The organism is Pseudomonas sp. ACM7 (genome assembly GCF_004136015.1).
Taxonomy (GTDB): Bacteria; Pseudomonadota; Gammaproteobacteria; order Pseudomonadales; family Pseudomonadaceae; genus Aquipseudomonas; species Aquipseudomonas frigoris.
The window spans coordinates 5461286-5477788 of sequence record NZ_CP024866.1 but is presented as its reverse complement, the minus strand read 5'-3'; the positions used below and the strand labels follow the sequence as shown (position 1 = coordinate 5477788).

Sequence of the window (16503 nt, the reverse complement as noted above, 5' to 3'; positions counted from 1 at the left end):
GCTTGCTCCCCCTTGCTGTTGGCGGCTGTGAGGCATAATCGGACTTTTCAGACTCGATTTTGACTTATGTTTTCCAGCACCCGTTTAACCCAACTACTCAGTGCGATCCCGCGCCAGTTTTTCCAGCAATCCATCGAAACACACCAAGCTGATCGCTACGTCAAACGCTGCACGACCTGGCAATTGCTGGTGACACTGATCCGCGGCCATTTGACCCAAGCCTCAAGCCTGCGGTCCTTGGCGACCATCTCCGAAAATTTCGGCCCGCATAGCTACCATCTTAAAGCCGACCCTATTGCCCGCTCGACAATGTCCGATGCCTTGAACAAACGTGACTACCGGCCATTACAGGACCTTTGCGGGTACCTGATGAGCGCCGTCAGCCGCCAGCAGCGCAAGGAGATCGGGGCCATGGTTAGCCTGATTGACTCCACGTCGATCACCTTGCGCGGACCTCACTTCGATGGCTGGACAGCCGCGACGAAAACCCGCATCACCCAAGGCCTCAAAGTGCATGTCGGGCTGGATCTGGCGCAACTGGCCCCGGTGTACGTGAACATTACGCCTGCCAACGTCAACGACCTGAGCGATGCACCGGAAATGCCGATCCAGGCCGGCATGACGTATGTTTTCGACAAGGGCTACTGCGATTACAACTGGTGGCACGAGTTGCAGACCAAAGGTGCTTTTTTCGTCACCCGCCTGAAGAAAAACGCCAATATTAAAGTGCTGCATGAGCACTCGACCGTGACTGAGCAAAGCTCGGTCATGACCGATGAAGTCGTCCAGTTTGGTAAAAAGCATTTGACCGGCAAACGCCTGAACGACTACAGGGAAAAGTCGGTAAGACGCGTCGTGGTTGAGCGCGAGGGGCATGCGACGCCGTTAGTTCTGGTGACCAACGACTTCACGAGGACAGCTGAAGAAATCGCCTCTTTGTACAAAGATCGTTGGCAGATCGAGCTATTTTTCAAGTGGATCAAACAACATCTGAAGCTCAAACGCTTTTATGCCTACTCCGAAAATGCGGTGCGTTTGCAGATTTACAGTGCCTTGATCAGCTATCTGTTACTGCAAATATTCCATCGTCGCTCAGGATTTACCGGCTCGTTGTTCGAGCTGACGGTTCGCATAGTTCATGTCCTGTTTGAACGGCCCGAAACCCCAGTATTGAGGGAGCGACGAAGGCAGGAGCGAGAAAAGTTGAAGGCTGCCCAAGGCAGCCTTCAACTATGAAACATGTTTACCGGACACTAGTGTGAGAACGCCGGATTCATCAAACAGGGCCTGGCCAAGCTGAGGGCCCAAGGCCCACTCTGATCAAGACGGCGCCGACGTCCCGCCTGCAACACCCTTTTGAGCATTTGCAAATACACTCCGGAGCCAGCACGCGCTGTTCGGCGCGGCGGATGAACCCGTACGATCCAGTTCGTCAGAAACAAACCCAAATCTATATGTTCGCGGGCAACATGGCATAATATGCCAATGATCGAAACCTGATTGCGCTGAGCTGGAGCCCACCCATGGCGACTCGAAACGTTGTTCTTACCCCTCACCAGGAACAGGTTATCCATGATCTGGTTCAGTCCGGTCGTTATCAGAATGCCAGCGAAGTGATGCGAGAAGGCTTGCGTCTATTGGAGCAGCGCGTCGCCGAAGAGGCGGCCAAAATTGAGGCACTGCGTCAGGCAACATCGATCGGCATCATGGACCTTGAGCACGGGCGCTTTACTCAGCTGAACGAAGGGGATCTGGAGCACTACCTCGAGGGGTTGAGCCTGGAGGCAACCATCCCCGCGAGGGAGAAACACTGAGCATGCCGCAGTATCGGATTTCCAACGCGGCGCGCGCCGATATTGTCGACATCCTCAGACTCTCTCAGACTCAGTTCGGCGATCGAGCACGCCAGCGCTACCAGGCGCTGATCCTCGCCGCGCTGCAAGATATCGCCGGCATGCCCTATCGCATTGGCAGCCACGACCGTGATGAGCTTGCACCGGGCCTTCGCAGCTATCACCTCATCCACTCACGCCAGCAGGCAAAACAACCCCATGGAACGGTCAAAAGTCCGCGCCATATCGTGTTCTATCGTGTGGCAAACGACGAAGTGATCGAGATCATCAGACTCCTTCATGACGCCATGGAGGTGCAGCTGCACCTGCCCAACGACTAATCACAGACCTGGCCCAAAGGGTTCACAGGCCATGAAGAGCGAATGTGAGGCACATCCCCCTTATCTCAACCTGAGCGGCCAGCGCTGTCAGCCGCTTCGGCAGCAAATTGAAGCGGGAGGCTGTGGCACGGCCGCACTATCGAGGCCGGCGGCCGGATTGGTCTCGAGCCCCGCCTCAACTATCGCGTATCGGAAAGTTGATTTAACCAGGTTCGACACTTCTCCGCCGCCGTCAGTGCACCACGACGTTCAATCTTGCACACCACCTCCAGCGCATCCTCAGACTCAACGCCTTGAATCACGTCAACGCTGAAAGACCGCTTCGAAGGTGTTTTCCGTTGCCAGGCGTAAGGCATTGCGCTCCTGTCGTCGATGGGCCCGCAGATCGATACCCCTGGCGATCAGAACCCTGGCAACATCACGCAGAGCGCGAGCCTCTCGTAGACTAATTTCAGGGTAGGTCCCGAGAGAAATACGGGGTTGCTTATTCGCCCAGGGAAAGCGGAAGTGCCAGCACTTGGTGCCTTTCGTATTCACGAAAAGGGCGAGACCGTCGTAGTCAGGGAGGGTGTAGTCCTTGGCACTGGGTTTGGCGTGTCGGACCGCGGTCTTGGTGAGAGCCATCGCACAATCTCCGTTTCGTATGAATGGAGGAGATTTGTACGGTTTGCGGTGAGACTGGCACCACGAAAAAACCGATCTGCCGAGCACCGGATTGATGTACTGGAAAATGCGCCCATTGGGGCTGGATCCGAGTGTTTTCAGGGGGCGCGGCAAAAGCCAAAGAAAGACTTTTCTTTGGACGAAAAAAATGGACCTCTTTCAGAGATCCATTTTTTAATGCTTGGAGCGGGAAACGAGACTCGAACTCGCGACCCCGACCTTGGCAAGGTCGTGCTCTACCAACTGAGCTATTCCCGCGTCTTGGTGAGGCGCATTCTATAGAATCCAGATGCCCCGTCAACCCCTTGATTCAAAAAAGTTTATTTCTTTTCCACGTCGGTCTTCAGATGCGGCCAGGCAGCCCGCAAATATTGGACCATGGACCACAACGTCAGGCCCGCGGATATCAGCAGCAAGGCGTAACCCAGCAGCACCCAGAACGTGAAATCCGACGGATTGGCCAGCAGGATCACTAGCGCCAGCATTTGCGCGGCGGTCTTCCATTTACCCAGGTTCGACACCGCGACGTGAGCGCGGGCGCCGAGTTCGGCCATCCATTCGCGAAGTGCCGAGACGACAATCTCGCGACCGATGATCACGGCGGCCGGCAGTGTGAGCCACAGGTTGCCATGTTCTTGCACCAGCAATACCAGCGCAACAGCGACCATCAGCTTGTCAGCCACGGGATCGAGGAAAGCCCCGAACGGTGTGCTTTGTTCCAGTCGGCGAGCCAGATACCCATCCAGCCAGTCTGTGGCGGCGGCAAATGCGAAGACCGAGGCGGACGCCAGGTAGCTCCATTGATACGGCAGGTAGAACAGTAAAATGAAGATCGGAATGAGCAGGACGCGTAGTACGGTAATCAGATTAGGGATATTCATCGGCACAACTGGCTACGAGGTGAGGGGGGCATTCTACTCGCTGTGCAGATTGGCATAAATCAACTCTGCGAGCTTTTTACTGATGCCGGGTGCTTTGGCGATCTCTTCGATGCTGGCACGAGACAGCTCCTGCAATCCACCAAAATGTTTCAACAAATCGCGGCGACGGGTCGGTCCGACACCGGCAACGCCCTCCAGGGTAGACGTGCGGCGAGTTTTCCCACGACGAGCGCGGTGCCCGGTAATCGCGAAACGGTGAGCTTCGTCGCGTATCTGCTGGATCAAATGCAGCGCGGGGGAATCGCCGCGCAAGGTGAATTCGTGGGCAGCATCGTTCAGGTACAGGGTTTCGAAACCGGCCTTGCGTGTGGCGCCCTTGGCTACGCCCAGCAGAATCAGATCAGGCACGGCCAGTTCATTGAGCACGTCGCGGGCCATGGACAGCTGCCCCTTGCCACCGTCCACCAGCAAAATGTCCGGTAGCTTGCCCTCCCCGTCCTTCAGCTTGCTGAAGCGTCGGGTCAGGGCCTGGTGCATCGCGGCGTAGTCATCACCCGGAGTGACGCCTTCAATGTTGTAGCGACGATAGTCGGACTTGATCGGACCTTCGGGGCCGAACACCACGCAGGATGCCACGGTTGCTTCGCCGCTGGAGTGACTGATGTCGTAACACTCCAGGCGCTGTGGCGGTTCGTCCAGGTTCAGCACTTCTGCCAGCGCATCGAAGCGTGCAGCAACGTGTTGACGATTGGCCAGTCGCGCTCCCAGTGCCTGCTCGGCATTGGTGACCGCCAACTGTTGCCAGCGTGCTCGCGTACCACGAACCCGATGACTAATGGTCAATTCACGACCGCGCAGCTCATCGATGGCCGAGATCAGGGTCGGGAAGTCTTCGTGAACCACGTTGACGATCAGTTCGCTCGGCAAGTCGCGCTCAGGACTGCTGATGAAGTACTGGCCGAGAAACGCCGCCATGACTTCGGAAACGTCCTCTTCAATACCCACCTGCGGAAAGAAGTTCTTGCTCCCCAGCACCCGCCCGCCACGCACACTGATCAAATGAACGCAGGCACCACCCGGATTGACAAACGCCGCGATCACGTCGACATCGCCCGTCCCGCCCTCCATGCTTTGCTGGTCCTGGACCCGGCGCAGCAATGAAATCTGATCCCGCAACTCGGCCGCACGTTCGAACTCGAGGTTGATCGCCGCCTCTTCCATTCCTGCGGACAACTCATCCGTCAGCGCATTGCTGCGCCCCTCAAGGAACATCACCGAGTGCCGTACGTCTTCAGCGTATACCTCAGGCTCCACCAGCCCGACACAGGGCGCCTTGCAGCGTTTGATCTGGTATTGCAGGCAAGGACGGGTGCGGTTCTTGTAATAACTGTCTTCGCACTGACGAACGAAAAACGTCTTCTGCAGCAGGCTCAGGCTTTCGCGAATGGCGCCGGCGCTGGGATAAGGGCCGAAGTATTTGCCCTTGGCCTTTTTTGCACCGCGATGGATGCTCAAGCGTGGAAACTGGCCATCCGAGAGAAAGACGTAGGGGTAGGATTTATCGTCGCGCAGCAGGATGTTGTAGGGCGGACGCCACTCCTTGATCAGCGTCTGTTCAAGCAACAAGGCTTCGGTTTCATTAGCCGTAATCGTCGTTTCGACCTGAGCGATACGCGCGACCAGCGCCGCGGTCTTGGGCGCAAGACCGGATTTGCGGAAGTAACTCGACAGACGATTCTTGAGGTTCTTGGCCTTGCCGACGTAGAGCAGGCGTGCCTCGCTGTCGAACATGCGATACACACCGGGACGCCCACTGACCGTCGACAGAAAGGCGCTTGGATCGAAGACTTCAGTCATTTTCAGAGGCTGGCATCGACCATGCCGTGACGAACCGCCAACAGCGTCAACTCGACATCGCTGCTGATCGAAAGCTTTTCGAAAATGCGGTAACGGTAAGTGTTCACGGTTTTTGGCGACAGACACAGTTTGTCGGAAATGATCTGGACCTTCTGACAGCCGACAATCATCAGCGCGATCTGGATTTCCCGCTCCGACAAGGCATCGAAAGGCGAATCATTGGTCGGCTGGAAGGATTTGATCGCCAGTTGCTGTGCAATTTGCGGGCTGATGTAGCGCTGCCCGGCAAACACCAGGCGGATGGCCTGGACCATTTCCGGCAATCCGGCACCCTTGGTCAGGTAGCCTGCGGCCCCTGCCTGCAACAACCGAGTCGGAAACGGATCTTCTTCGCACACGGTGACCGCGACGACTTTGATATCCGGATGACTGCGCAATAATTTGCGTGTGGCTTCAAGACCGCCGATGCCGGGCATCTTGACGTCCATCAGTACCACATCGGGTTTCAACTCACGCGCCTTGAGCAGGGATTCTTCGCCTGACTCAGCCTGGCCGACTACTTGCAGGCCATCGATGTCAGCCAGCATTCGTGTAATGCCTGTACGAACGAGATCATGATCATCGACTACTAGCACCCTAATCAAGCAGACACCTCGCGAAATGGTCTTATTGGGTTGCCGACACCTTAGCAAAAAGCAACTGGCAGACCTAGCGGCAAGCGTCATATAAAAAGTTTCAATACATCTTGAAAGGCTTGTCGTAAGCGTGTTTCAGCCAGGCGAGGCATCGATATCACGCTGCATTCTCAGGAAACACTCGTCCGTGCCGACCACCTTCAGGCCCTTTCTCGCATACAACGCTTGCGCGGGATTGTTTTCAAAAACCGTCAAACGCAATGCCGGACGCCGTTCCTTGCACGCCATGGCGAATACCTGATCAATCGCCCAGGAACCGGCGCCCCGCCCTCGAAACGCTTCGAGGACGTGCAGTTCGCGGATGTACAGGGCTTTGGCGTCACGACTCAGACTGAAAAAGCCCAACACGGTACTGCCACTTACAATCAACCAGTTCTCGCGCCCTGCCCAGCCAACATCGAACCCTTCGTCCTGCCACAGCAGATCGTGCTGAATGTAATAGCGGAGCATGTTGTTGCGGGTCAGTTCACGAGCGAAGTCGAGGTCCCGGGATGTCGCCGGACGTAATTCAAATACCATCACCCCAATGCAACCTCCACTAATTGCCCTTTCCAGCCGTCAGCGTTGCGTCGAGCAACGACCATCAGGTTACCGGTTCCGGGTGCGGCCGCAATCAGCGAGCCGTCCGACGCCCAGATTGCGCTGCGTCCAGCCGATTCCCAGCCACCCGTTGCACCGCCATGGTTGGCCATCAGCACCGCCATCGAATGAGCGCTGGCGTAGCCTTGCAACAACGCGGTATCCGGGGCGTAGCCGTTTTCCGTGATCAGCACGCCTGCCGCATAGAGATCCGCGCCCTGCTGGGCCGCCGCGGCGGCATGACTGGCGTGAGAGAAATCCGCACACACCGCCAACGCGACCGTATCGGCACCTATGGTCAGGGTCGAACCGCCGGTTCCCGGTGCAAATGCCACTTCCTCGCCTGGATGCAGATGTTGCTTGCTATAGATCCCGAGCGATCCATCAGCGCCCAACACCAGCGCCCCAATCAATACTGGCGAATCTTCCGACAGCCGAATCGGCATCCCGACGACAGTCGTCACACCGACTTCCCGCGCGAAATCCCGTAGCGGTTGCAGAACCTCGGCGTGAGGCGCAATGGCCAGCTCAGCCGCAAGTCCACGCTCGTACCCGGTCAGCGATAACTCCGGAAACACCAGCAATTGCACGCCGTGCTCCGCGGCAACTTGCATGAAGCGCTGATGCCGCACCATGTTTGCGGCAAGGTCACCGGCGATGGAGGTCGATTGAGCAGCGGCGATGATCAGTGGCGTCATGGTTCGTCCTTGTAACGTTGTACGTAAGCGGAACACAAAGTGTGTCACAACCGGTGACGCACTCAAGCGATAGAAAATGCCGTCGGTGATCGATAGCATTTTCTGATTGAATCCGTGTACCGGCCTCGAGTAAGCTCGGCACATTCATCGGAGATAAACCATGTTCAACGCCCTCTCACAGCTTCGTACCGTCAGCGCCCTGCGCTCGGTGTCGGCTGCCCGGGTGAATGACGTTTGTGCTCCGATCAGCTTTTATTTTGGGTATTGGTTTAGCCACTGGCGCGCCTGATACCCACACGGCGCCCACTTTAAACGGGTCGCCACCAGAGAATTATCAACCCCCGGTCGGCTTCCCGACCGGGGGTTTTGTTTTTTCAGCCCCGCACATTTTTAGCGACACACCAGACAACCAGAGGATTCAAAAATGAACTACGCCACTTACTACCGTTACGACAGTTTTACCGCCTGGCGATTTAGCAGCCTCCGCTCGGGACAGCCTGCCGCCTCCGATCGGTCACCCACAGGTGGCAAGCACACACGCAGCCAATCCGGCCAATTGTCGAACACCCCAGTAGGGCCGAGTGCGCGGGAACGAACCCGCCGCCAGCCCAGGAAGCCCGAATATGAACTCGTCCGTCTCTGCACTGCCGCTGTCCACCTTGAGCCCTGCCAATGAAGCGCTGACCCAGCGTCTGCCCAGCTCATTGCAACTCAAACAGCAACTGCCACTCAGCAACGTCCTGAGCCAGCAAGTCGCCGCCCACCGCCAAGCGGTTCGCGCGATCCTCAACGGTGAAGACTCCCGTCTGCTGGTCATCGTCGGCCCCTGCTCGATTCACGATCCTCAGTCCGCCCTCGAATACGCCGGCAACCTCGCCCGCCTCGCCGCCGAGGTCAGTGATGAAATGCTGCTGGTGATGCGCGCCTACGTCGAAAAACCCCGCACCACCATCGGCTGGAAAGGCCTGGCCTACGATCCCCATCTGGATGGCAGCGATGACATGGCCGGCGGCTTGACGCTGTCCCGCGAGTTGATGCGCGAAATGCTCCGCCTTGGACTGCCGATTGCAACCGAACTGCTGCAACCGATGGCTGCCGGCTACTTCGACGATCTGCTGAGCTGGGTCGCTATTGGCGCTCGCACCACCGAATCGCAGATCCACCGGGAAATGGCCAGCGGCCTGAGCATGCCGGTCGGCTTCAAGAACGGCACCGATGGTGGTGTCGGTGTGGCCAGCGATGCCATGCGCTCCGCCGCCCATCCGCATCGCCATTTCGGTGTCGACAGCCAGGGTCATCCGGCAATCATTCAAACACCGGGCAATCCCGACACCCACCTGGTGCTGCGTGGCGGACACCGCGGGCCGAACTACGACCGCGACAGCGTCGCCCGGGTGAACAGCGATTTGACCAAACTGAAGATCCCGGCCCGGATCATGGTCGACTGCAGCCATGCCAACAGCGGCAAAGACCCGTTGCGTCAGCCAGCGGTGTTTAACGATGTGCTTGAACAGCGCCTGCAAGGTGATCGATCACTGATCGGCATGATGATCGAGAGTCATCTGTTTGAAGGCTGCCAACCGCTGAGCCCGTCCATGCGTTACGGCGTGTCAGTCACGGACGGCTGCCTTGGCTGGAGCGGGACGGAATCATTGTTGCGCCAGGCAGCCGACCGGCTCAGAGCGCAGAGCAGCGATCAACAATCGGCGTGAGCCATACCCTCTTCCAGTCCTCCCATCGAGGACTGGACGTCGGAATCGAGACACGATTAACAGGCAAAGGGTGTTCGCGGAGTAGGCCATCGCAGTAAAACGCTCTGTTACAGATAAAAAGATGTCCAAATATTCCGACCAAGACCTCATGTACTTTCGAACTTTCGTACATTTTCTATTCCGTTTTCATCAGGTTACAGCGGCTTTTTCATACAACGCCGAACAGCGGGTGTGCTTTAGAGTGAGCCCATCAACACACCTCTGAACGACTGCGAAAAAGGAAAGAACATGCTACGGAATGCAACTACTCAGTATCCGATCCTGTTGGTCCACGGGCTCTTCGGCTTCGATCGCATCGGCAAGGTCGAACTCTTCCATGACGTCAAGCAGGCCCTCAGGAGTGCAGGCGCAAGAGTGTTTATCCCGCACTTGTCGGCTACCCATAGCAATGAAGTCCGCGGCGACCAACTTCTGGCGCAGATCGAGCGGGTACTGGAAGGAACCGGTGCAAACAAAGTCAACCTGATCGGCCACAGCCAAGGCGCACTCGCTGCACGGTATGCGGCGGCGACAGCGCCGGAGGCAATCGCTTCGGTGACCTCCGTCAGCGGACCGAATCACGGCTCGGAACTGGCCGACTTCTTGCGCAAGGCGCTGACGCCCGGGCGCCTGCCGGAACACGTCGCCTCGACAGTTGCAACGTTGTTTGCAGACTTTCTATCGTTGCTCAGCGGCCACCGTCACCTGCCGCAGAACGCCATCGCCGCTCTGAATGCCCTGACCACCGAAGGCGTAGGCGCGTTCAACGACAAGTACCCCCAGGGATTGCCGAAAACCTGGGGCGGCAAGGGTCGCGAACTGGTCGGCGGCGTACGTTATTACTCCTGGAGCGGCACCCTGCAGGGCGACATTCTCGACAAAGGGCTTGATGCACTGAGTCCGCTGCACGGGTTCCTCCGCGCCTTTTCCCGATACTTCACCACCGAACCCGAGCAGAACGACGGCCTGGTTGGCCGCTACAGCTCCCATTTGGGCAAAGTCATCCGGTCCGACTATCCGTTGGATCATCTGGACAGCCTCAGCCAGGCCGCCGGTCCGTTGCGCAAGGGCATCGACCCGATTGCCCTGTATGTGCAGCATGCGGAGCGTCTGAGAAATGCCGGTCTATAAAGGAATGCCAGCGATCTGTGCGAACTGGAGGGAACTTTGAGGAGAAATAGACCACTGAATCCGGTAGGCTCCGCACTTTACTGAACATTGAAAGGAGTATTTTTCCATGGCCAAAGCCACTGCCCGTCACATCCTCGTTGCCAGCGAAGCCAAGTGCAACGAATTGAAAGCCCAAATCGAAGGCGGCGCTGATTTCGCCGAAGTCGCCAAAACCAACTCCACTTGCCCTTCCAGCCGCCAGGGCGGTGATCTGGGTTCGTTCGGTCCAGGCCAGATGGTCAAGGAATTCGACGCCGTGGTCTTCAGCGCACCGATCAACGTGGTGCAAGGCCCGGTCAAGACCCAGTTCGGTTACCACCTGCTGGAAGTGACCAGCCGTCAGGACTGATCAACCTTTAAGTTTTCTGCACAGCGGCCCGCCTTTTGGTGGGCCGTTGTGTTTCGGATACGTGATACGGGTGGCAAGGGACGCGCCGCTAGCGTACAAATTGCGGTTATTGACCACCCGGCTCTAAGGCTGACAATGCGACTGGCTTTCCCTACTTTATTGTTCACGGCCGTGGCCCTGTTGTTGGGCGCCGCCGGTGTGAATGCAGCACCGCAACATGCGTTGACCGTGTACGGTGAACCGGCGAAGTATCCTGCCGGCTTTAGTCATTTTGCCTACACAAACCCGCAAGCCCCCAAGGGTGGCACGATGCGCCGCTCGGCCGTCGAAATCGGTCATTTCGATCATATGTTGCCTTACATCGACAAAGGCATTGGCGTCACACAGATCGACGGCCTGCTTTACTCGCCTCTCGCCCAGCGTTCGCTGGACGAGCCATACACCGTGTACGGTCTGGTGGCACAGAAGATGGAGCGCTCGGACGACGGCTTGTTCCTGCGCTTCTACCTGAACCCCAAGGCCCGTTTTGCAGACGGCAAACCGATCACGGCCGAAGACGTTCGTTACACCTTCGACCTGTTGATGACCCAGGGCAGCCTGCGTTATCGCACTCAATTTGCCGATGTCAAAGGCGTCGAAGTGGAATCACCTCTGACGGTTCGGTTCGACTTTAAAAGTAATGAAAACCGTACCCTGCCCCTTGATATCGCGACCTTGCCGGTGTTTCCCGAGCATTGGTGGAAGACTCGCGACTTCGCCAATGGTGGCGGTTATGAGCCACCTTTGGGCAGTGGCCCCTACAGGGTGAGCAAAGTCGACTCCGGTCGCAGCATCACCTTCACGCGCAATGCCGATTGGTGGGGCAAGGATTTACCGGTCAGCCGCGGCCTCTACAACTTCGATCTTTTCAGCATCGAGTACTTCGGCGATACCGACGTCGCCCGCCAAGTCCTGCGCGGCGGTGCTTACGACTACAACCGCGAATTCTCCGCCACCGGTTTCTCCATTGGCTACGACAGCCCGGCCCTGAGCGACGGGCGCCTGCAAAAGGCGCACCTGGCAACCCAAGCCCCCCAACCGGCTCAGGGCTTTGTGTTCAACCTGCAAAACCCGCTGTTCCAGGACCGTCGAGTGCGTCAGGCGCTGGTCATGCTCTGGGATTTCGAGTGGAGCAACCGGCAGATGATGCGCGACATGTACATCCGCCAGCAGAGTTACTTTTCCAACACCGACCTCGCCGCCCGACAACTGCCGGACGCCGGCGAACTGGCGATTCTCGAACCGCTGCGCGGGCAGGTCCCCGACGAGGTGTTCACCCAGGTTTTCCAGGCACCGAAAACCGACGGCAGTGGCGTGATACGCGACAAACAGTTGCAGGCACTCGACTTGCTCGAACAGGCCGGCTGGAAACCCGATGGCGATCAACTGGTCAACGCCGAAGGCACGCCGCTGAGTTTCACTTTCCTGGTCAGCCAGAACGGCATGGACCGGTTGCTGCTGCCTTATAAGCGCACCCTGAAACAAATCGGCATCGACATGAACATCCGCCGCATCGACTCGTCCCAATACGTGAATCGCCTGATGAGCCGCGACTACGACATGATCGTCACCGGCTACCCGGTCACGACGTCGCCCGGGGGCGAACTGCTCAATTACTTCGGCTCGGTCTCGGCCAACGACCCTGGCGCCAATAACTACATGGTGTTGAAAAATCCGGCGGTCGACACACTGATCGCCGGGCTGGTTCGCGCCACCACCCAACCCGAAATGCTGCACTACGCCCACGCGCTGGACCGGGTGCTGCAATGGAACTACTACTGGATTCCCAACTATTACCCGCCGGGCAGCTCCACCGTGTGGTGGAACCGTTTCGGCAGGCCCAACGAGCAAGCGAGCAATGACGAAGCCATCGAGAGCTGGTGGGAAATCAGCACCACACCGCTGACCAACCAACAGATGACCGCTGAGCAAATCAGCCGTGGCAAACCCGGAGGGCCGCACTGATGTGGGCTTACATACTGCGGCGTCTGCTGCTGATCATTCCGACGCTGGTGATCATTCTTCTGGTCAACTTCATCATCGTCCAGGCCGCGCCGGGCGGCCCGGTGGAACAGGCCATCGCGCACTTGCAAGGCATCGGCGGCGCGAGTGTCGGTGGCGGTTCCGGTGAACGCATGTCCGGCACCTCCCGATCCAGTCGCGGCCTCGACCCGCAACTGATCAAGGACATCGAAAAGCAATACGGCTTCGATAAGCCGGCGCACGAACGCCTGTGGCTGATGCTCACCAGTTACGCGCGCCTGGACTTCGGCAAGAGCTTTTTCCGTGGTGCGACCGTCACCGACCTGATCCTGGAAAAAATGCCGGTGACCATTTCCCTTGGGCTCTGGGCGACGCTGATCACCTACCTGGTGTCGATTCCCTTGGGCATCCGCAAGGCCGTGCACCACGGCAGCCACTTCGATATCTGGAGCAGCACCGCGATCGTCATCGGCTACGCCATGCCGGCGTTCCTGTTCGCGATGTTCCTGATCGTGGTCTTCGCCGGTGGCACCTCGCTGAACTGGTTCCCGGTGCGCGGGCTGGTCTCGGACAACTTCGAATCGCTGTCGACCGTGGGCAAAATCGCCGACTACTTCTGGCACCTGGTATTGCCGGTGACGGCGCTGGTGATCGGCGGGTTCGCCACGCTGACCATTCTGACCAAGAACTCCTTCCTCAATGAAATCACGCGCCAGTACGTGGTCACCGCCCGCGCCAAGGGTCTGAGCGAACGCCGAGTGCTTTACGGTCACGTGTTTCGCAATGCAATGTTGCTGGTGGTCTCGGGGATTCCCCAGACGTTCATCAGCGTATTTTTCGCCGGCTCCCTGCTGATCGAAGTGATCTTCTCCCTCGACGGCCTGGGTCGCATGAGCTACGAAGCCGCGGTTTCACGGGACTATCCGGTGGTATTCGGTTCGCTGTTCATCTTCACGCTGTTCGGTCTCTTGATAAAACTGGTCGGCGACCTCTGCTACACCCTCGTCGACCCGCGTATCGACTTCGCCGCGAGGAACGCCTGATGTTCAAGCTCTCGCCGTTAGGTCGTCGTCGTTTTGAGCGTTTCAAGAAAAACCGTCGTGGCTGGTGGTCGCTGTGGTTGTTTGTCGGCCTGTTCCTCTTGACTCTCGGTGGCGAGCTGATCGCCAACGACAAGCCGCTGATCGTTAGCTACCAGGGATCCCTCTACTTCCCGGCCCTGAAGCGTCATACCGAGCAGGAGTTTGGTGGGCAGCTGCCGTTCCAGGCGGACTACCGCAGCGATTATGTGCAGAAGCTGATTCACCAGGACGGTGGCTGGATGCTGTTCCCGCCAATCCCCTTCAGCGACGACACGCCGAACTATGACCTCAATCAACCAGCGCCTAGCCCGCCGACGAAGGTCAACTGGCTGGGCACCGACGACCAGGCGCGAGACGTGTTGGCCCGAGTGATTTTCGGTGCGCGGGTGTCGATCCTGTTTGCCTTGATGCTGACCTTTGTCAGCGCACTGATCGGCATCGCTGCCGGCGCCCTGCAAGGCTATTACGGCGGCTGGGTCGACTTGATCGGTCAACGGTTGCTGGAGGTTTGGTCGGGGCTGCCGGTGCTGTACCTGCTGATCATCCTGTCGGGGTTCGTCGAGCCTAATTTCTGGTGGCTGCTGGGGATCATGGCGCTGTTTTCCTGGCTGGCCCTGGTGGACGTGGTTCGCGCCGAGTTCCTGCGCGGACGCAACCTGGAATACGTCAAAGCCGCCCGGGCGCTGGGCCTGACCGACCGCAAGGTTATCGTCCGGCACATCCTGCCCAACGCAATGAACGCGACGCTGAGTTATCTGCCGTTCATTCTGACCGGAGCGATCTCCACCCTCACAGCGCTGGACTTCCTCGGCTTCGGCATGCCTGCCGGCAGTGCATCGCTGGGCGAGTTGATCGGTCAAGGCAAGCAGAACCTGCAAGCGCCGTGGCTGGGATTAACGGCATTTTTTACCCTGGCGCTGATTCTTTCTTTACTGGTGTTTATCGGGGAGGCATTGCGAGATGCCTTTGACCCACGATCGTGACGCGGACTGTTGATATGAGTAACAACCTGATCGAAATCCGTGACCTCAGCGTGGCCTTCAGCGGCCAGACCGTGGTGCGCAATCTGTGCCTGGACATCCGCCCTGGCGAATGCCTGGCGCTGGTCGGCGAGTCGGGCTGCGGCAAGTCGGTGACCGCTCACTCGATCCTGCAACTGCTGCCCGAGACCGGCACCGAAACCATGGGCAGTATTCGCTATCGAGGCCGCGAACTGGTCGGCGCTCCGGCCAAGGTGTTGCGAGAACTGCGGGGTAACCGCATCGCGATGATCTTCCAGGAGCCCATGACCTCGCTCAACCCATTGCACAGCATCGAAAAGCAGATCGGCGAAACCCTGCTGCTACACAAGGGGCTGGCCGGTAAAGCGGCGCAAGCGCGGATTCTCGAGTTACTGCATTTGGTCGGCATTCAGAAACCCAAAGAGCGGCTCAAGGCCTACCCCCATCAATTGTCCGGTGGCCAGCGGCAACGGGTGATGATCGCCATGGCCCTGGCCTGCGAACCAGAGCTGCTGATCGCCGACGAGCCGACCACAGCGCTGGACGTGACAGTGCAGCGCAAGATCCTGCTGCTGCTCAAATCCCTGCAACAGCGTCTCGGCATGTCGCTGCTGCTGATCAGCCACGACCTCAATCTGGTGCGCAGCATTGCCCAACGAGTTTGCGTGATGAAGGCCGGCGAGATCGTTGAGCAGGCACCTTGCGAGACGCTGTTTACCGAACCGAAACATCCTTACAGCTGCGTGCTGCTGAACGCCGAACCCGAAGGTGAAGCACTGCCCCGGGACGAGCGCGAGAACGTGCTGGAAGTGGACAATCTGCGCGTTCAGTTTGCTCTCGGTGGCGGGCTGTTTCAGCGCAAGACCTACCTGAATGCCGTGGACGGCATCAGCCTTAACATTCAACGCGGCAAGACGCTGGGCATTGTGGGCGAATCCGGTTCCGGCAAGTCGACGCTGGGTCAGGCGATCCTTCGCTTGCTCGATTCCGAAGGCAGCATTCGCTTTCAAGGTGAAGCGCTGGACGGCCTGACGCAAAAACAGCTGCGGCCGTGGCGCAAGAAAATGCAGGTGGTATTCCAGGACCCGTTCGGCAGCCTCAGCCCGCGAATGTCCGTGGCGCAGATCATCAGCGAAGGCCTTGAGGTGCATAGCCAGTTGACGGCTGACGAATGCAAAGCCGAGGTAATTCGGGCGCTGGAGGAAGTCGGCCTCGACCCGCAAAGTCGTCATCGCTACCCGCATGAGTTTTCCGGCGGCCAACGCCAACGCATCGCCATCGCCCGGGCGCTGGTACTGAAACCGGCGCTGATCCTGCTGGACGAACCGACCTCGGCGCTGGATCGCACGGTGCAAAAACAAGTGGTCGCCCTGCTCCGCCAACTTCAGGAAAAACATGGCCTGACCTACCTGTTCATCAGCCACGACCTGGCGGTGGTGCGCGCACTGGCTCACGACATGATCGTGATCAAGGACGGCAAAGTGGTGGAAAGCGGTGCCAGTCATGTCGTGTTCGATTCGCCGCAGCATCCGTATACCAAAGAGCTGTTGGCGGCGGCGCATCCGCGATAGTCATAATCGCG

The 16503-nt window shown here is 58.4% G+C and carries 16 protein-coding genes, 1 tRNA gene and 1 pseudogene; 11 read left to right on the top strand and 7 right to left on the bottom strand.

The genetic code is table 11. The annotated features are described in order from the left end of the window. The first annotated feature begins 66 nt into the window (after positions 1-66). The 3 genes from CUN63_RS26120 (at position 67) to CUN63_RS26110 (ending at position 2173) form a co-directional block, all read left to right on the top strand. Entirely contained in the window at positions 67-1236 is a 1170-nt protein-coding gene (locus CUN63_RS26120) for an IS4 family transposase (RefSeq protein ID WP_129443721.1), read from the top strand. Between the two features lie 287 nt (positions 1237-1523). After that, entirely contained in the window at positions 1524-1814 is a 291-nt protein-coding gene (locus tag CUN63_RS26115; RefSeq protein WP_129443720.1) for a type II toxin-antitoxin system ParD family antitoxin, read from the top strand. A 2-nt stretch (positions 1815-1816) separates the two neighbouring features. After that, a complete protein-coding gene (locus CUN63_RS26110; RefSeq protein WP_129443719.1) occupies positions 1817-2173 on the top strand; it encodes a type II toxin-antitoxin system RelE/ParE family toxin in 357 nt (118 codons plus the stop codon). A gap of 114 nt (positions 2174-2287) precedes the next feature. On the opposite strand, the pseudogene CUN63_RS32805 reads toward CUN63_RS26110, so the two are convergent. The 7 genes and pseudogenes from CUN63_RS32805 to CUN63_RS26075 form a co-directional block, all read right to left on the bottom strand. After that, positions 2288-2797 (bottom strand): annotated as a pseudogene (locus tag CUN63_RS32805) (tyrosine-type recombinase/integrase); the annotation flags it as partial. Between the two features lie 221 nt (positions 2798-3018). Next, positions 3019-3094, bottom strand: a tRNA-Gly gene (locus CUN63_RS26100). Positions 3095-3156: 62 nt separating this feature from the next. Then, positions 3157-3717 carry a CDP-diacylglycerol--glycerol-3-phosphate 3-phosphatidyltransferase gene (pgsA, locus tag CUN63_RS26095; protein ID WP_008150904.1) on the bottom strand — a complete coding sequence of 187 codons (561 nt, stop codon included), beginning with the start codon at positions 3715-3717 and terminating at the stop codon, positions 3157-3159. Positions 3718-3750: 33 nt separating this feature from the next. Continuing rightward, positions 3751-5574: an excinuclease ABC subunit UvrC gene (gene uvrC, locus CUN63_RS26090; RefSeq protein WP_129443717.1), complete on the bottom strand. Its 1824-nt coding sequence runs from the start codon at positions 5572-5574 to the stop codon at positions 3751-3753. 2 nt (positions 5575-5576) lie between these two features. Further along, entirely contained in the window at positions 5577-6218 is a 642-nt protein-coding gene (uvrY, locus tag CUN63_RS26085) for a UvrY/SirA/GacA family response regulator transcription factor (protein ID WP_008015884.1), read from the bottom strand. Between the two features lie 126 nt (positions 6219-6344). Further along, the gene (locus tag CUN63_RS26080) at positions 6345-6788 is read right to left on the bottom strand and encodes an N-acetyltransferase (protein ID WP_129443716.1); all 444 of its coding nucleotides are present in this window, start codon (positions 6786-6788) and stop codon (positions 6345-6347) included. Next, the gene (locus CUN63_RS26075; protein WP_129443714.1) at positions 6788-7546 is read right to left on the bottom strand and encodes a carbon-nitrogen hydrolase family protein; all 759 of its coding nucleotides are present in this window, start codon (positions 7544-7546) and stop codon (positions 6788-6790) included. Before CUN63_RS26075 ends, CUN63_RS26080 begins: the two co-directional genes overlap by 1 nt. A 160-nt stretch (positions 7547-7706) precedes the next feature. Between CUN63_RS26075 and CUN63_RS32400 the strand changes: the two genes are divergently transcribed. From CUN63_RS32400 to CUN63_RS26040, 8 genes are all read left to right on the top strand, one after another. After that, a complete protein-coding gene (locus CUN63_RS32400; protein WP_256657593.1) occupies positions 7707-7835 on the top strand; it encodes a hypothetical protein in 129 nt (42 codons plus the stop codon). Positions 7836-8169: 334 nt separating this feature from the next. Continuing rightward, entirely contained in the window at positions 8170-9258 is a 1089-nt protein-coding gene (locus tag CUN63_RS26070; RefSeq protein ID WP_129443712.1) for a 3-deoxy-7-phosphoheptulonate synthase, read from the top strand. Positions 9259-9546: 288 nt separating this feature from the next. After that, positions 9547-10428, top strand: a complete 882-nt coding sequence (locus tag CUN63_RS26065; protein ID WP_129443710.1) for a triacylglycerol lipase — start codon at positions 9547-9549, stop codon at positions 10426-10428. A 106-nt stretch (positions 10429-10534) separates the two neighbouring features. Then, positions 10535-10816 (top strand): peptidylprolyl isomerase, encoded by a 282-nt coding sequence (locus CUN63_RS26060; protein WP_129443708.1) that lies wholly within the window; start codon positions 10535-10537, stop codon positions 10814-10816. A gap of 135 nt (positions 10817-10951) precedes the next feature. Continuing rightward, a complete protein-coding gene (locus tag CUN63_RS26055) occupies positions 10952-12820 on the top strand; it encodes an extracellular solute-binding protein (RefSeq protein ID WP_129443706.1) in 1869 nt (622 codons plus the stop codon). Beyond that, positions 12820-13881, top strand: a complete 1062-nt coding sequence (locus tag CUN63_RS26050) for a microcin C ABC transporter permease YejB (RefSeq protein ID WP_129443704.1) — start codon at positions 12820-12822, stop codon at positions 13879-13881. The genes CUN63_RS26055 and CUN63_RS26050 overlap by 1 nt, the downstream gene beginning before the upstream one ends. Beyond that, complete coding sequence (locus CUN63_RS26045; protein WP_046048461.1) at positions 13881-14903, top strand: ABC transporter permease; 1023 nt, start codon at positions 13881-13883, stop codon at positions 14901-14903. Before CUN63_RS26050 ends, CUN63_RS26045 begins: the two co-directional genes overlap by 1 nt. A gap of 14 nt (positions 14904-14917) precedes the next feature. Then, positions 14918-16492, top strand: coding sequence for an ABC transporter ATP-binding protein (locus tag CUN63_RS26040; RefSeq protein WP_129443702.1), 1575 nt, complete (start codon positions 14918-14920; stop codon positions 16490-16492). Positions 16493-16503: the final 11 nt, after the last annotated feature.

Bases quoted from the DNA above. Each gene is read 5' to 3' on its own strand.
- CUN63_RS26120 (WP_129443721.1), top strand. From the start codon at position 67: ATGTTTTCCAGCACCCGTTTAACCCAACTACTCAGTGCGATCCCGCGC.
- CUN63_RS26115 (WP_129443720.1), top strand. From the start codon at position 1,524: ATGGCGACTCGAAACGTTGTTCTTACCCCTCACCAGGAACAGGTTATC.
- CUN63_RS26110 (WP_129443719.1), top strand. From the start codon at position 1,817: ATGCCGCAGTATCGGATTTCCAACGCGGCGCGCGCCGATATTGTCGAC.
- pgsA (WP_008150904.1), bottom strand. From the start codon at position 3,717: ATGAATATCCCTAATCTGATTACCGTACTACGCGTCCTGCTCATTCCG.
- uvrC (WP_129443717.1), bottom strand. From the start codon at position 5,574: ATGACTGAAGTCTTCGATCCAAGCGCCTTTCTGTCGACGGTCAGTGGG.
- CUN63_RS26080 (WP_129443716.1), bottom strand. From the start codon at position 6,788: ATGGTATTTGAATTACGTCCGGCGACATCCCGGGACCTCGACTTCGCT.
- CUN63_RS26075 (WP_129443714.1), bottom strand. From the start codon at position 7,546: ATGACGCCACTGATCATCGCCGCTGCTCAATCGACCTCCATCGCCGGT.
- CUN63_RS32400 (WP_256657593.1), top strand. From the start codon at position 7,707: ATGTTCAACGCCCTCTCACAGCTTCGTACCGTCAGCGCCCTGCGCTCG.
- CUN63_RS26070 (WP_129443712.1), top strand. From the start codon at position 8,170: ATGAACTCGTCCGTCTCTGCACTGCCGCTGTCCACCTTGAGCCCTGCC.
- CUN63_RS26065 (WP_129443710.1), top strand. From the start codon at position 9,547: ATGCTACGGAATGCAACTACTCAGTATCCGATCCTGTTGGTCCACGGG.
- CUN63_RS26060 (WP_129443708.1), top strand. From the start codon at position 10,535: ATGGCCAAAGCCACTGCCCGTCACATCCTCGTTGCCAGCGAAGCCAAG.
- CUN63_RS26055 (WP_129443706.1), top strand. From the start codon at position 10,952: ATGCGACTGGCTTTCCCTACTTTATTGTTCACGGCCGTGGCCCTGTTG.
- CUN63_RS26050 (WP_129443704.1), top strand. From the start codon at position 12,820: ATGTGGGCTTACATACTGCGGCGTCTGCTGCTGATCATTCCGACGCTG.
- CUN63_RS26045 (WP_046048461.1), top strand. From the start codon at position 13,881: ATGTTCAAGCTCTCGCCGTTAGGTCGTCGTCGTTTTGAGCGTTTCAAG.
- CUN63_RS26040 (WP_129443702.1), top strand. From the start codon at position 14,918: ATGAGTAACAACCTGATCGAAATCCGTGACCTCAGCGTGGCCTTCAGC.